14 protein-coding genes are annotated in these 15,176 nt (G+C 60.4%); 5 read left to right on the top strand and 9 right to left on the bottom strand.

Features of this window, described 5'->3' with window-relative positions; translation table 11 throughout:
- Positions 1-79: 79 nt before the first annotated feature.
- On the bottom strand, positions 80-289 hold the full coding sequence (locus tag K5R88_RS27045) for a cold-shock protein (RefSeq protein ID WP_008035470.1): 210 nt from the start codon (positions 287-289) through the stop codon (positions 80-82).
- Positions 290-524: 235 nt separating this feature from the next.
- On the opposite strand from K5R88_RS27045, the gene plsB reads away from it, so the two are divergent.
- The 3 genes from plsB to K5R88_RS27030 all read left to right on the top strand — a co-directional run bounded on the left by plsB (position 525) and on the right by K5R88_RS27030 (position 4,265).
- Positions 525-3,026: a glycerol-3-phosphate 1-O-acyltransferase PlsB gene (gene plsB / locus K5R88_RS27040; RefSeq protein WP_226298696.1), complete on the top strand. Its 2,502-nt coding sequence runs from the start codon at positions 525-527 to the stop codon at positions 3,024-3,026.
- A 125-nt stretch (positions 3,027-3,151) separates the two neighbouring features.
- Positions 3,152-3,550 (top strand): YbaY family lipoprotein, encoded by a 399-nt coding sequence (locus K5R88_RS27035; protein ID WP_226298695.1) that lies wholly within the window; start codon positions 3,152-3,154, stop codon positions 3,548-3,550.
- Between the two features lie 25 nt (positions 3,551-3,575).
- Positions 3,576-4,265 carry a DUF4197 domain-containing protein gene (locus K5R88_RS27030; protein WP_226298694.1) on the top strand — a complete coding sequence of 230 codons (690 nt, stop codon included), beginning with the start codon at positions 3,576-3,578 and terminating at the stop codon, positions 4,263-4,265.
- A 576-nt stretch (positions 4,266-4,841) separates the two neighbouring features.
- On the opposite strand, the gene K5R88_RS27025 is transcribed toward K5R88_RS27030, so the two are convergent.
- Together K5R88_RS27025 and K5R88_RS27020 are read right to left on the bottom strand one after the other, a co-directional pair.
- Positions 4,842-7,907, bottom strand: coding sequence for an efflux RND transporter permease subunit (locus K5R88_RS27025; RefSeq protein ID WP_223435934.1), 3,066 nt, complete (start codon positions 7,905-7,907; stop codon positions 4,842-4,844).
- A gap of 6 nt (positions 7,908-7,913) precedes the next feature.
- Positions 7,914-9,014 (bottom strand): efflux RND transporter periplasmic adaptor subunit, encoded by a 1,101-nt coding sequence (locus K5R88_RS27020; RefSeq protein WP_226298693.1) that lies wholly within the window; start codon positions 9,012-9,014, stop codon positions 7,914-7,916.
- Between the two features lie 94 nt (positions 9,015-9,108).
- On the opposite strand from K5R88_RS27020, the gene K5R88_RS27015 reads away from it, so the two are divergent.
- A complete protein-coding gene (locus K5R88_RS27015; RefSeq protein ID WP_226298692.1) occupies positions 9,109-9,753 on the top strand; it encodes a TetR/AcrR family transcriptional regulator in 645 nt (214 codons plus the stop codon).
- A 108-nt stretch (positions 9,754-9,861) separates the two neighbouring features.
- Here the strand turns inward: K5R88_RS27015 and K5R88_RS27010 are convergent, their stop codons facing one another.
- Positions 9,862-10,644, bottom strand: coding sequence for a class I SAM-dependent methyltransferase (locus K5R88_RS27010; protein ID WP_008035485.1), 783 nt, complete (start codon positions 10,642-10,644; stop codon positions 9,862-9,864).
- A 94-nt stretch (positions 10,645-10,738) separates the two neighbouring features.
- Between K5R88_RS27010 and K5R88_RS27005 the strand changes: the two genes are divergently transcribed.
- Positions 10,739-11,359 (top strand): hypothetical protein, encoded by a 621-nt coding sequence (locus tag K5R88_RS27005; RefSeq protein WP_008035487.1) that lies wholly within the window; start codon positions 10,739-10,741, stop codon positions 11,357-11,359.
- A 76-nt stretch (positions 11,360-11,435) separates the two neighbouring features.
- Here K5R88_RS27005 and K5R88_RS27000 read toward each other — a convergent pair whose 3' ends face one another.
- The 5 genes from K5R88_RS27000 to adk form a co-directional block, all read right to left on the bottom strand.
- A complete protein-coding gene (locus tag K5R88_RS27000; RefSeq protein ID WP_192228484.1) occupies positions 11,436-12,257 on the bottom strand; it encodes an isocitrate lyase/PEP mutase family protein in 822 nt (273 codons plus the stop codon).
- Positions 12,258-12,290: 33 nt separating this feature from the next.
- The gene (locus K5R88_RS26995) at positions 12,291-13,151 is read right to left on the bottom strand and encodes a DUF72 domain-containing protein (protein WP_008039350.1); all 861 of its coding nucleotides are present in this window, start codon (positions 13,149-13,151) and stop codon (positions 12,291-12,293) included.
- A complete protein-coding gene (locus tag K5R88_RS26990) occupies positions 13,151-13,456 on the bottom strand; it encodes a hypothetical protein (RefSeq protein WP_008035498.1) in 306 nt (101 codons plus the stop codon). The genes K5R88_RS26995 and K5R88_RS26990 overlap by 1 nt, the downstream gene beginning before the upstream one ends.
- Positions 13,457-13,704: 248 nt before the next feature.
- Complete coding sequence (gene tsaB, locus K5R88_RS26985; protein ID WP_226298691.1) at positions 13,705-14,379, bottom strand: tRNA (adenosine(37)-N6)-threonylcarbamoyltransferase complex dimerization subunit type 1 TsaB; 675 nt, start codon at positions 14,377-14,379, stop codon at positions 13,705-13,707.
- A gap of 93 nt (positions 14,380-14,472) precedes the next feature.
- The gene (gene adk, locus K5R88_RS26980; RefSeq protein ID WP_084321936.1) at positions 14,473-15,120 is read right to left on the bottom strand and encodes an adenylate kinase; all 648 of its coding nucleotides are present in this window, start codon (positions 15,118-15,120) and stop codon (positions 14,473-14,475) included.
- Positions 15,121-15,176: the final 56 nt, after the last annotated feature.

Here is a 15,176-nt window from a genome sequence, read left to right as displayed (position 1 = left end):
AGCTTTTAGCGTCAGTGATGACGCCTTCGCGGGCAAGCCTCGCTCCTACAGTGGGTTTTGGGTGATCTGGAGGGTGGGTTTACAGCCCCACCACATCCTCAGCCTGCAAACCCTTCTCCCCCGTCACAACGCCGTACTCGACCTGCTGGCCTTCAGTCAGCGAACGATGCCCCTCACCGCGAATCGCGCGGTAATGCACGAACACGTCCACCCCGTCCTCGCGCTGGATGAAGCCATAGCCCTTGGCGTCGTTGAACCACTTCACGTTGCCGGTTTCGCGTGTTGCCATTTGTTCATACTCCCTTTTTATTATTGATCGGGCTTTTCGCAGGAAAGCCTCGGGAACGTCAGCCTGCGCATACCGGTCCCATGAGGGTGACGGCGACAGTGCGCCGAGTATATGTCAGACATTTAATCTCTCAATAGCACTTTGATTGCCGCTTTTTTGCCGATTTTCAGTGAATCCGGCACACTATCGACCGCCCGAGCAAACGCTCGGTTTATTCCACTCATGCAGAAGCCGTATGACCCGTTCCCCGTTCCGCCGTCTTGTGTTTGGCACCCTGCGCCGACTGCTCTATCTCTGGGTTCGCTCGGAGACGATCAATCAGTCGTCGTTCACCCTCAACCTCGACCGCAGCCGTCCGGTGTTCTACGTCCTGCAAAACCCTTCGCTGACCGACCTCGCCGTGGTCGACACCGAATGCAGCAAGGCGGGCCTGCCGCGCCCGGTGCTGCCGGTGTCTGTCGGCAATCTGCTGGAGCCTGCCGCGTTCTTTTACCTGACACCTGAGCCCGACTGGCTCGGTCGCCAGGACAAACGCGGCGCGCCACCGACCCTGACCCGACTGGTCAGCGCCCTGAGCCAGAACGCTGCCGAAGACGCGCAGATCATTCCGGTCAGCGTGTTCTGGGGCCAGTCGCCGGACAGCGAATCGAGTCCATGGAAGCTGCTGTTCGCCGATAGCTGGGCGGTTACCGGGCGCCTGCGCCGCTTGCTGAGCATCATCGTGCTGGGGCGCAAGACCCGCGTGCAATTCTCTGCGCCGATCCACCTGCGTGAACTGATCGAGCACAACAAGGGCCACGAGCGCACCGTGCGCATGGCCCAACGGATTCTGCGGGTGCACTTCCGCAACCTCAAAGCCGCGGTGATCGGCCCGGACATTTCCCACCGTCGCAACCTGGTCAAAGGCCTGCTCAACCAGCCGCTGGTCAAGCAAGCGATCCTCGACGAAGCCGAACGCGGGAATATCCCCCCCGAGAAAGCCAAGGCCCAGGCCCTGCGTTACGGCAACGAGATCGCCTCGGACTACACCTACACCGCGATCCGCTTCATGGAAGTGGTGCTGAGCTGGTTCTGGAACAAGATCTACGACGGCATCAAGGTCAACAACATCGAAGGCGTGCAGAAGGTCGCACCGGGTTACGAAGTGATCTATGTGCCGTGCCACCGCAGCCACATCGACTATCTGCTGCTCTCGTACCTGCTGTTCCGCAACGGCCTGACCCCGCCGCACATCGCCGCCGGGATCAACCTCAACATGCCAGGGATCGGCGGCCTGCTGCGTCGCGGCGGTGCGTTCTTCATGCGCCGTACCTTCAAGGGCAACCCGCTGTACACCTCGGTGTTCAACGAATACCTGCACACCCTGTTCACCAAAGGTTTTCCGGTCGAGTATTTCGTCGAGGGCGGCCGCTCGCGCACCGGGCGCATGCTGCAACCGAAAACCGGGATGCTCGCGATCACCCTGCGCAGCTTCCTGCGCTCCTCGCGCATGCCGATCGTGTTCGTGCCGGTGTACATCGGTTATGAACGCGTGCTGGAAGGCCGGACTTACCTTGGCGAACTGCGTGGTGCGAGCAAGAAGAAAGAATCGATCTTCGACATTTTCAAAGTCATCGGCGCCCTGAAGCAGCGTTTCGGCCAGGTGGCGGTGAACTTCGGCGAGCCGATCAAACTGGCGGAATTCCTCGACAGCGAACAGCCAGACTGGCGTCAACAGGAACTCGGCCCGCAGTTCAAACCGGCCTGGCTTAACGAAACCACCAACCGCCTCGGCGAGAAAGTGGCGCAGCACCTGAACGAAGCGGCGGCGATCAACCCGGTCAACCTCGTGGCGTTGGCATTGCTGTCCACCAGTCGTTTGGCACTGGACGATCGCGCCATGGCGCGGGTGCTGGATCTGTATCTGGCGCTGCTGCGCAAGGTTCCGTACTCGCCGCACACCACGCTGCCGGAAGGTGACGGACGTGCGTTGATCGAGCATGTGAAGGACATGGACCTGCTGTCCGAGCAAAGCGATGCGCTGGGCAAAATCCTCTATCTGGATGAGCAAAACGCCGTCCTGATGACTTACTACCGCAACAACGTGCTGCACATTTTCGCGTTGCCGGCGTTGCTCGCGAGTTTCTTCCAGAGTGCGTCGCGCATGAGCCGCGAGCAGATCCTGCGCTACACCCGCGCACTGTATCCGTACCTGCAATCGGAGCTGTTCATTCGCTGGTCGCTGGACGAACTGGATGCCGTGATCGATCAATGGCTCGAAGCGTTCGTCGAGCAAGGTCTGCTGCGTTTCGAGAACGACGTTTACCTGCGTCCGGCACCAAGCTCGCGACATTTCGTGTTGCTGACGCTGCTGTCGAAGAGCATCGCCCAGACCTTGCAGCGCTTCTACATGACGGTTTCGCTGCTGCTCAACAGCGGCCAGAACAGTATCAGTGCCGAAGAACTGGAAGACCTCTGCACCGTCATGGCCCAGCGCCTGTCGATCCTGCATGGCCTGAACGCGCCGGAGTTTTTCGACAAGAGCCTGTTCCGCCACTTCATCCAGACGATGCTCGACCTCGACGTGCTCAAGCGTGACGAGGCCGGCAAGCTGAGCTATCACGAACTGCTCGGCGAACTGGCCGAAGGCGCGGCGAAACGGGTGTTGTCGGCGGAAATCCGCTTGTCGATCCGTCAGGTGGCGTTGCATCGCAGCGAAGATGCGGCGGATCTGGTCGCCACACAGCCCGAGACATAACGCAAAACCCCTGTAGGAGCGAGACCGGCTTGCCGGCGAAAATGGTTCAGTCACCTCATCGCTGACTGACACACCGCAATCGCCGGCAAGCCGGTCTCACTCCTACATTAGATTGGAGATATTCGATGAAAAAACTCTCTCTATTGGCCATGACCGCTTTGCTGGGGGCCTGCCAGTCCATGCAACCCACCGCCAAAACCAGCCTCGATGGCGAAGTCTTCTACCTGCAACGCATCGCCCTGCCGCCGACTGCCACCCTGAGCGTCAGCTTGCAGGACGTATCGCTGGCCGACGCTCCTGCCGTGGTACTCGACGAGCAGAAAGGCCCGGTCAAAGGCCAGGTGCCACTGCCGTTCCATCTGAGTTACGATCCGGCCCAGGTCAAACCCGGCCATCGTTATTCCGTCAGCGCGCGAATCGAAGTGAATGGCCAACTGATGTTCATCACCACCGAACATCACGCCGTACAACTGAATGGCAGCGACCCGCAGCCACTGAAAATTCGCGTCGACGCCGTCCGCTAATTCTTTTTTGAACAAGGAAGCCGCCATGTTCCGCCCTACCCTTCGCTTTGCCGGCCTGTGTACAGGTTTGATGATTTCCGCCAGTGCCATGGCGCTGTCGCTCAGTGACTTGTCGCAAAAGGACGCTACCGGCGGCCTCAAGGATGCCCTGACCCAAGGCGCGCAACTGGCCGTGAAACAACTCGGTACGCCGGGCGGCTTCAGTAACAACCCGGACGTGAAGATCGAACTGCCGGGCAAACTGGGCAAGGTCGCCAGCAAAATGAAACAATTCGGCATGGGTGATCAGGTCGATCAGCTGGAAACCAGCATGAACAAAGCAGCGGAAACGGCCGTGGTCCAGGCTCAGCCGATCCTCGTGGATGCCGTGAAGAAGATGACGGTCGACGATGCCAAGGGCATTCTCAGCGGCGGTAATGACTCCGCCACGCAATACCTGAACAAAACCAGCCGCGAACAGATCCGCGCCAAGTTCCTGCCGATCGTCAAACAAGCCACCGACCAGGTTGGCCTGGCCAAGCAGTACAACTCGTTCGCCGGACAAGCCGCGACCATGGGCGTGGTGGATGCGAAAAGCGCGAACATCGAAAGCTACGTGACCGAGCAGGCCCTGAACGGTTTGTTCGAGATGATCGGCAAACAGGAAGAAACCATTCGCCAGAACCCTGCGGCGGCGGCGACCAGCTTGGCGAAGAAGGTGTTTGGTTCGCTCTAAGCCTCAACACAACGCCATTGTGGGGGCGAGACCGGCTTGCCGGCGAATACAGAGTATCAGTCGAATTTGATGTCGATTGACACACCGCGTTCGCCGGCAAGCCGGCTCCTACAAAGGCGTGGTACATCCGCGAAAACAGGTCGGCTGTCAGGCCGCCATCGTCGGAACACCGCCCGCAGCGAGCCGGCTCCTACAGGGGATCGGCGTACACTCGCTTCTCACCACTCATCAGGCCGAGCGTTAGCTCGCCTGCAGCTCTTGATCTTGATCCACCCGCCCCTTCGGGAGGCCGAGTGGAGGTTCTGCGCAGTGGGCAACCCGGCATGGATGCCGGGTTAGCCGCCCCCGGCCATGGATGGCCGATGGCGGCGGGCCCACGGAGCAGGACCGGAGCGAGGGTACGCCGAGCCTTAGCGAGGAGCCGGACGCCGGGGCGAGCCTTTTTGGGTACTTTTTTGGCGTTTGAAAAAAGTGCCTCGCCGTAAGGGCGAAACCATAAGCGGCCGTAACCGCAGAAATGGATATGTACTTAATAACCAAGAACCTGGTCGGCCCGAAGGCCGCCAAGACCACACATCAAACCGTTTCTTTCTTGATGCGGAACCATGCCGCATAGAGCGCCGGCAAAAACAGCAACGTCAATGCCGTCGCGACAATCAATCCACCCATGATCGCCACCGCCATCGGCCCGAAGAACACGCTGCGGGACAGCGGGATCATCGCCAATACGGCGGCGAGCGCGGTCAGAACGATCGGCCGAAAACGACGCACCGTGGCTTCGATAATCGCCTGCCACGGTTTGAGCCCGGCGGCGATGTCCTGCTCGATCTGGTCTACCAGAATCACCGAGTTACGCATGATCATCCCGGACAGCGCGATGGTCCCGAGCATGGCCACGAAACCGAACGGCTGGCGGAACACCATCAGGAACAGGGTCACCCCGATCAATCCCAATGGCGCTGTAAGAAACACCATCACCGTGCGTGAGAAGCTTCGCAGTTGCAGCATCAACAACGTCAGCACCACAACGATGAACAGCGGCACACCGGCCTTCACCGAATTCTGCCCACGGGCGGAATCTTCCACGGTGCCGCCGACTTCCAGCAAGTAGCCGTCAGGCAGTTCCGCGCGGATCGGATCGAGCGTCGGCATGATCTGCTGCACCAGCGTCGCCGGTTGTTCCTTGCCATAGATATCGGCGCGGACCGTCACGTTCGGCAAGCGGTTGCGGTGCCAGATGATGCCCTCTTCAAAACCGTATTCCAGCGTCGCGATCTGCGACAACGCCACGCTGCGACCGTTGTCGGTCGGCACCGCCAGGCTCGGCAGCAACGACAGTTCAGTGCGCTCATGCAACGTGCCGCGCAGCAGGATTTCGATCAACTCGTTGTCTTCGCGGTACTGACTGACGCTGGAACCGGTCAGCGAGCTTTGCAGAAACTTCGACAGATTCGCGGTGCTCACGCCGAGCGCGCGGGCGCGGTCCTGATCGACATTCAGATAAACCACTTTGCTCGGCTCTTCCCAGTCCAGGTGGACGTTGGCCACATGGGGATTCTCGCGAACCTTGGCCGCCACTTTTCGAGCCAGGGCGCGGACGTCCTCGATGTGTTCGCCGGTGACCCGGAACTGCACCGGATAGCCCACTGGCGGGCCGTTCTCCAGACGCGTCACCCGCGAACGCAGGGCCGGGAATTGCTCGTTGAGGGTTTCGATCAGCCAGGTGCGCAGGGTCTCGCGGTCCTCGATGGTCTTGGCCAGGACGACAAACTGGGCGAAGCTCGCCGCAGGAAGTTGCTGATCCAGCGGCAGGTAAAAGCGCGGCGAACCGGTACCGACGTAGGCCACGTAATTATCGATGCCGGCGTGATCCTTCAGTAAACCTTCAAGGCGTTTAACCTCGTCGGCGGTGTTGCTCAGCGAAGCGCCTTCGGCCAGTTTCAGATCGACCATCAACTCCAGTCGTCCCGAGGCCGGGAAGAACTGCTGCGGTACAAAACGGAACAACACGATGGAGGCGATAAACAACACCACTGTCAGCGTGATCACCGTTTTGCGCCAGCGCACGCACCATTCCACCAGGCGTCGGACACGTTCATAAAAAGGCGTGGCGTACGGATCAGGCTGACCAATGCCGTGTTTCGCTGCATGAATCTTCGCCAGGTCCGGCAGGAGTTTTTCCCCCAGATACGGTACGAAAACCACAGCGGCAATCCACGACGCCAGCAGCGCGATGGTCACTACCTGGAAGATCGAGCGCGTGTACTCGCCAGTGCCCGATTGCGCAGTGGCAATCGGCAGGAAACCGGCGGCCGTGATCAGCGTGCCGGTGAGCATCGGGAACGCGGTGCTGGTCCAGGCATAACTCGCGGCTTTGATCCGGTCAAAGCCCTGCTCCATTTTGATCGCCATCATTTCCACGGCGATGATCGCGTCGTCCACCAGCAAGCCCAACGCCAGCACCAGCGCGCCAAGGGATATCTTGTGCAGACCGATGCCCAGGTAATACATGCAGGCGAAGGTCATCGCCAACACCAGCGGAATCGCCAGCGCCACCACCATGCCGGTGCGTACGCCGAGGGAGAAGAAGCTCACCAACAGGACGATGGCCAGGGCTTCCACCAGCACTTGGACAAACTCGCCGACACCGGTTTTCACCGCGGCGGGTTGATCGGAAACCTTGCGCAGCTGCATGCCGGCCGGAAGGTTTTTCTGGATCCTGGCGAACTCGATTTCCAGCGCCTTGCCCAGCACCAGAATGTCGCCGCCCTCCTTCATCGCCACGGCCAGACCGATGGCGTCTTCGGCCATGAAGCGCATGCGCGGCGCCGGAGGATCGTTGAAACCACGACGCACGTCCGCGACATCGGAGATACGGAACGTGCGATCACCGACGCGAATCGGGAAGTTTCTGATCTCTTCGACCGTCTGAAAATTCCCCGAAACCCGTAGCTGCAATCGCTCACTGGTGGTTTCAAAGAAACCGGCCGTGGACATCGCGTTCTGCTCTTCAAGTGCCTGCTGCACCGCCGCCAACGGCAAACCGAGGGTGGCGAGCTTGACGTTGGAGAGTTCGATCCAGACCTTCTCGTCCTGCAACCCGAGCAGGTCGACCTTGCCCACATCCTTGACCCGTTGCAGCTGAATCTGGATGCGGTCGGCGTAGTCCTTGAGCACCGCGTAATCAAAACCGTCGCCGGTCAGCGCGTAGATGTTGCCGAAGGTGGTGCCGAATTCGTCGTTGAAGAACGGGCCCTGAATGCCCGGTGGCAAGGTATGACGAATGTCGCCGATCTTCTTGCGGACCTGGTACCAGAGATCCGGAATCTCCACCGAGTGCATGGAGTCACGCGCAACGAACGTCACCTGGGATTCACCCGGTCGAGAGAACGACACGATGCGCTCGTACTCGCCGGTTTCCATCAACTTCTTTTCTATGCGTTCGCTGACCTGGCGTGACACTTCCTCGGCGGTTGCCCCCGGCCAGTTGGTGCGGATCACCATGGCCTTGAAGGTGAACGGAGGGTCTTCGCTCTGGCCCAGTTTGGTGTAGGAAAGTGCGCCGACGATGGCCAGCAACAGCATCAGGAACAGTACGATCTGGCGGTTACGCAGCGCCCATTCGGAAAGATTGAAACCCATCAGGGATTACTCCTTGCCCGCTAGATTGACCACGCGGTTGGAGCGATCCACCGGGCGCACTTGCTGCCCGTCGTGAAGCACATGCACACCGGCCGCCACCACCCAGTCACTGGCGTTCAGGCCTTCGAGTACCGGCACGGTTTTCTCGCCGAACGGGCCGACCCGGACCGGCGCTTTCTTCAGGGTGTTGTTGGCGCTGAGCACCCACACGTAGGTGGCACCGTTTTCGGCGGTAACCGCCGAGAGCGGTACCGACAGCGCCACGACGTCGGCAGTCTGGATAAACACCCGGGCGCTCTGGCCGAGCTCGGCCGGAACCTTGCCGGCGTTGAAGGCAATGCGGGCAGCGAAGGTGCGGGACTTTGGATCAGCGGCGGGTGACAACTCACGGATGCGCCCGGCAAAACGCTGGTCAGGTTGGGTCCAGAGTTCCACCGACACCGGCTGGCCGACCTTGAAACGACCGAAGCTCTGTTCCGGCAGGCTGATCAACACTTCGCGCTCGCCATCGGTGGCGAGGGTAAACACGGTTTGACCGGCGGCGACGACTTGCCCGACTTCCACCGCACGCTTGGCCACGACGCCGTCCTGTGGCGCACGCAGCACGGCGTAGCTGGCCTGGTTGGTCGAGACGTTGAATTCGGCCCTGATCTGCTTCAGGCGCGCTTCACCGGATCTGTATAGATTTTCGGAATTGTCGTACTGCGAGCGGCTGACCATCTGACGATCCATCAGGGTCTTGTAGCGATCGCGCTCGGCACGTACGAGATTGAGATTGGCTTCGGCCGCCGCGACCTGAGCGCGGGTGGCTTCCAGTTGCAGGCGGACGTCCTGGGGATCGAGTTCGGCCAGCGGTTGATCGGCCTTGACCCGCTGTCCTTCTTCGACCAGTCGTCGGCTGACTTTGCCGCCAATGCGAAACGCCAGATCCGGCTCGTAGCGAGCACGGACTTCACCGGGATAGCTTTCCATCGCCTGTGTCGAAGGCTCTGGCTGCACCACCATGGCCGGTCGGACGGTGACTTGCGGTGCCTCTTCGTGACCACACGCAGACAATAAAAGCGCCAGACTGACTGGCAATGCGAGGGGCAAGGCATAGCGGAACATGGTGAAGGACCTTTCGCTAATGGTGCTTGGAATAATTATACTGACCAGTATGTTATTAATAGCAAACTCACCAGTCCAGTATTAAAAGCGAATAATGCCGAACAACTTTTCAGCACCCAATGGTCCGGGCCGCCCCAAGGATCTGGCCAAACGCCAGGCAATCCTCGATGCGGCGAAAATCCTGTTCCTGAGCAATGGCTATGCGAGCACCAGCATGGACGCCGTCGCGGCTGAAGCGGGCGTGTCGAAGCTGACCGTCTACAGCCATTTCAACGACAAGGAGACGCTGTTCTCCGCCGCCGTTGTCGCCAAATGCGAAGAGCAATTGCCTACGCTGTTTTTCGAATTGCCTGACGGCATTTCAGTGGAGACGGTGTTGTTGAATATCGCACGCGGCTTTCATCACCTGATCAACAGCGATGAATCGGTGAACCTGCACCGGTTGATGATGACGCTGGGCAGCCAGGACCCGAAACTCTCGCAGATCTTCTTCGAGGCCGGGCCGGAACGCATGCTGCATGGCATGGAACGGCTGCTGACCAAGGCTGATCAGAGCGGTGTGTTGAGCATCGACAAGCCACGTAACGCGGCGGAGCATTTCTTTTGCCTGCTCAAGGGCGCGGGGAATTTTCGGTTGTTGTATGGCTGTGGCGAACCGTTGACCGGGGATGCGGCGGAGGAACATGTGCGGGAAGTGGTGGAGTTGTTTATGCGGGCTTATCGACCCGAGACAGCCTGATAATTATTGGTTGTCTGGTTTGGCCTCTTCGCGGGCAAGCCTCGCTCCTACAGGGGCCGCGGTGCTTTTGTAGGAGCGAGGCTTGCCCGCGAAGGGCGCGACTCGGTTTTAAGGCTTGAGCGCCTTCTTCGGATAAATGTCATACCGACTGGATTTCCCGTCCAGCGCATGACTCGGCTTCGGCCCGGCAATGCACGGTGCCTTGCGCGGACGCTTCACCACCACCCGGTGGCTGGCCAATGCCAACGCCGCTTCGAGCAACGCCGGTGCATCCGGATCATCCCCCACCAACGGCCGGAACAGGCGCATTTCCTTCTTCACCAGCGCAGTTTTCTCACGATGGGGAAACATCGGGTCGAGGTAGATGACCTGCGGCGGCTCGCCTTCCCAGTTGCGCATGACTTCGATCGAGTTGCCCTTGAGCAATCGCATGCGCGCCACAATCGACGCCACGTCGAAATCTTCCGCGCCGCGTGCCAGGCCATCTTCAAGCAAGGCGCCGATCAGCGGCTGACGTTCGATCAGGCTCATCTCACAACCCAGGCTCGCCAGCACGAACGCGTCCTTGCCCAGCCCCGCCGTAGCGTCCAGCACCCGCGGACGCACGCCCTGGGCGATGCCGACCGCCTTGGCGATCATCTGACCGGTGCCACCGCCGAACAGGCGGCGATGGGCGGCTCCGCCCTCGACGAAGTCCACCCGCACCGGTCCCGGTGCGTCCGGGCCGAGCTGTTGCAGTTGCAAACCCTGTTCACCCACCTGCAAGGCAAACTCGCCGTCATCGACCTGCAAAGGCAGGCCCAGGCGCTCGGCCCATTGCTCGGCCTGTGGCTGAAAAGCCGTGCCCAGGGCCTCGACATGGATGCGGCAAGCCGCCGGTTGCTCAATCATGGGAAAACACGCTCAAAAAAATTAATGATCGGCAGAAACGGCCGATAACAAAGCTAACGAGCATTTTGCCAGAGCTGAGCGTCGACCGAGAGAAATGTCAGACATTCAACGCACATCGATAGGTTACATCTCGCCCCACGGCGATTTTGGCCTGCGAAACTCCCAAGCACTGAGCGGCGTCAGTCACCTGTGGCAGGATTTCTTTGCCCAGGCCCTGGCCGATCAGTCGGGCGATGTCGTGCCGGCGTCTCTCAACTTTCCACCGGTCGATCTCGAAAGCCCGGAAGAACCCACGGTTGGCAGCGAACTGCTGGCGCACATCGTTTCCCAGCGCGAATGCGATGTGAAGGAAACCCAGGTCAAGCCACCCGAGCCGCTGTTCCTGCCGATCGCCGAGTTCGAAATGGACCTGGCCGACAAACCATTCCCACCGTTCCCACCGGAAGAAATCGCTGCCCAGCAAAAGCAGCAGAACTTCGAAAGCGGCTGGGTTCGCCCGATCGTACTGACGGCAGGGCAACCCGTGCCAGAAGCCGGCCCGGCGCCGCAACCACGCCCACTGCACCTGCCAATCGCCGAATTCGAAATGGACCTGCTGGACAAGCCATTCCCGCCGTTCCCGCCGGAAGAGCTGGCGGAACAACAGAAAAACTTCGATTTCGATATCGGCTGGGCGCGCCCGATCGTGCTGCAGAACCTGCGCATCGCCGCCTGACCCTCAGCGACACCCTCTCCTCACGCAGCCGCATCAGCTTGTAGCGGGTGAGCGATCACCCGCAAAAACCGCGTTGTCAGCCTTTGAACAATTGATTGGCCTGTGCGTACGGCATCGACCGCGAGGTAAAGCCGAACGTGCCCGAGGTCTTGATCTCTTCGGCTGCTCGGTAGAATTCACCAAGCGCTGCCAACGCAAGCGCCGAACCGACGCTGATGCGCTTGACGCCCATTTCGCTCAACTGCTCGACCGTCAGTTTCAACCCGCCGGACATCAACACATTGACCGGTTTCGGCGCCACGGCGCGCACCACCGCCAACACGTCTTCAGCACTGCGCAATCCCGGCGCATAGAGCACGTCGGCGCCCGCTTCGGCAAAGGCCTGCAAGCGGCGAATGGTGTCGTCCAGATCGGGATTGCCATGCAGAAAATTCTCGGCCCGGGCCGTCAGCGTGAACGGGAACGGCAAACTGCGGGCGGCGGCGACGGCGGCTTCGATTCGCGCCACTGCATGCTCGAAGCAGTAAATCGGCGCGTCTGCACGTCCCGTGGCGTCTTCGATCGAACCACCGACAGCGCCTGCTGCAGCGGCTCGCAGAATGCTTTGGGCGCATTCGGCGGGATCGTCGGCAAAACCGTTTTCCAGATCGACCGCAACCGGCAGGTCCGTCGCCGCGACAATCGCCCGAACGTTCGCCAGGGTATCGTCCAGCGTCAGCCCGCCATCGGGTCGCCCCTGAGAAAAGGCAAAACCGGCACTGGTGGTCGCCAGCGCCTCGAAGCCCAGGTTGGCGAGCATTTTCGCCGAGCCGGCGTCCCACGGGTTGGGAATGACAAAAGCCCCGGCGCGTTCATGCAGTGCTTTGAAGGCTTGGGCTCGAAGGGTTTGCGCATCCATTGGCAGGCTCCTGAAAAAGGCAGGGAATCCGCCTCAGAGCAGGCCAAGTTGCTCGGCGGCGGGCTCTCTGTATAGCTCAGGCAGCGGCGGCAAGCCAGGTAAACGCAGCATCAGCTTTGCGTGAAAACGTTGCGCCAGTTTCGCCGCCAGCAGGTTGTCGGCGGTGTGCAGAAAGATATACGGCGTGCGCCCCTCTTCGATCCACAGGGCGATTTTCTCGACCCAGGGCACCAGGAACGGGTCGTTGGCTTCCAGTTGCGGATGGCCAATGAAGCGCACTTGCGGGAATTGCGTGAAGGCCGCCGGACGTGGCGGAACCCTGGGTTTCTTCGATTGGGCGTGGAGCACCGAAGGATCGGTGGACGTGCAACTGAACAACGCCCGCGGATCGAGGCAGATGCGTTCGACCCCGCGATCCAGCAGCAGGCGATTGAGCGAGCGCTCGGCCTCACCCTTGGCGAAGAAATCGTCATGCCGCACTTCGATGGCCAGCGGCCGGTCCACTGCGTCGATAAAACCCGCCAGCTCGTGCAATCGTTGCGGCGTGAAGCTTTTCGACAACTGCAACCACAGCGGCGACACCCGCTCCCCCAAAGGGCTGAGCAATTGCAGGAAGGTTTCGGTGGCGGTCAATTGTTCGCGCAGGTCACCGCCGTGGCTGATGTCGCCGGGAAATTTGGCGGTGAAGCGAAAGTGTTCGGGCATGGTCTCGGCCCAACGCTGCACGGTGCTGGCAGCCGGGCTCGCGTAGAAGGTCGTGTTGCCTTCCACGGCGTTGAACACTTGAGAATACAGATTGAGAAATTCGGAGGTTTTCGCGTCTTGCGGATAAAGATAATCGCGCCAGGCGTTTTCACTCCAGGACGGGCAGCCAAGGTAGTAAGGCAGCCGCATCAGATATACAGGTCGAGACCCATCACATCCGAATCCCAATCGACAAAATTGGCGGTGCTGAGGTAGCTGGCCAGGGCCATCGCGACGCTTTTGCTCATGGCGCGGTGGTAAATCATGTCTTGTTGGCGCGCCGGTAGATTGCTCAGGCGTTGCGCGGAGGCTTTGGCGGCGCGGGCGGCCATTTGCTCTTCCGAAGGGAACTCCAGCTCGCCCTCGATATCGACGGAATCGTCCTCAACCACATGCCCTTTGCGAGGCTTGCGCTTGATGGGGTAGGACTGAGAGGAAAGGCCGTCTATGCGCATAATGTCATGCTCGGTATCAGTGATGGCAGTTTAGTGGCGCATAGCCCACTTCGCAAACCGCTTGGTGATAACTAGAACACAGAATTGCGAAAAGGTTTAAAGGCGGGGGGATAAAACGACGATTGGTTACATCCCCTAAATCGCCTTCGCGGGCAAGTCGGACCGCCGCACCGCTCGCTCCTACAGGGGCCGCGCAAACCCTGTAGGAGCGAGGCTTGCCCGCGAAGGAGACAACTCGGTATCGCTGATTAACGCGCCTTGGGCGTCGCAACCTTGTCCCGCAGATAAACCGGCTGCGCCTCGTCCGCCACAATCGCTTCACCCCGTTCCCAGGCAAATCGCGCCAGGGTCAGCAGGTCTTCGGCGTGAGGCAGCATGCCTGCGTCCTGACCGCTCAGGCTGACGGCGATGCGATCGGCATAACCCCAACCGGTGCCGGCGCCAAACCAGTCACCGCTGGCATCCGCCGGCAACGCCGCCACTTCCGGCGGCAGCACGGCTTCGTTGCCGACCAGACGCATCTCACCCACCGTTTCGCGGTAGCAGCCCCAATACACTTCATCCATGCGCGCATCGATGGCGGCCGCGACCTGGCTCACACCGTGTTCGCGATACGCCCGCTGCGCCAGCACCGCCAGGTTCGACACCGGCAGGACCGGGCGATCCAGGGCAAACGCCAGGCCCTGTACCACGCCGATGGCGATACGCACGCCAGTGAATGCGCCCGGCCCACGGCCAAAAGCGATGGCATCGACCGCTTGCAAGGTGGTCCCGGCATCGGCGAGCAATTGCTGGATCATCGGCAACAGCTTCTGCGCATGCAGGCGCGGGATCACCTCGTAATGGCTCGTCACTTTGCCGTCATGCAGCAAGGCAACGGAGCAAGCTTCAGTCGCGGTGTCCAGGGCCAGCAAGGTGCTCATCGATGTTTCCGTAAGAGAGGTCAGAAAAAGTGCGCCAGTATAAACAACTACGGCCCGCAAGCGGGCCGTAGAAGATGAAGCGGTTCAGACTTTTCAGCTCAGCGCTTCAAGCACCTTGCCGGTGATCGCTTCAACCGAACCGACGCCAGCAATGTGGCTGTACTTCGGTTTGCCTTGAGCCGCCGACAGCTTCTGGTAGAAATCCACCAGTGGCTTGGTCTGCGAGTGGTAGACCGACAGGCGATGACGCACGGTTTCTTCAGTGTCGTCCTTGCGCTGCACCAGATCTTCACCGGTGATGTCGTCTTTACCAGCAATTTTTGGCGGGTTGTAGACGGTGTGGTACACGCGGCCGCTGGCCTCGTGAACACGACGACCAGCAATACGCTGAACGATTTCTTCGTCATCGACCGCGATTTCGACCACGTGGTCCAGCTCGACGCCGGCCTTCACCAGGGCTTCAGCCTGAGGAATGGTGCGCGGGAAACCGTCGAACAGGAAACCGTTGGCGCAATCCGCCTGGCTGATGCGTTCCTTGACCAGATTGATGATCAGGTCATCGGAAACCAGGCCACCGCTGTCCATGACGCTCTTGGCGATCAGGCCCAGCTCGGTGCCGGCCTTGACCGCAGCACGCAGCATGTCGCCGGTGGAGATTTGCGGGATGCCGAACTTTTCGGTGATGAACTTAGCCTGAGTACCTTTACCGGCCCCGGGAGCTCCCAGCAGAATGACGCGCATCGATGTGCTCCTCAATTTTTATATAGATAACAAAGGATTCGCCTCGTGGGGCCAAT

Origin of the sequence: Pseudomonas sp. MM213 (assembly GCF_020423045.1) — a bacterium.
Classification (GTDB): domain Bacteria; phylum Pseudomonadota; class Gammaproteobacteria; order Pseudomonadales; family Pseudomonadaceae; genus Aquipseudomonas; species Aquipseudomonas migulae.
Note: the sequence above shows the minus strand (reverse complement) of the source record. Positions and strands in the feature narration are given on the sequence as shown.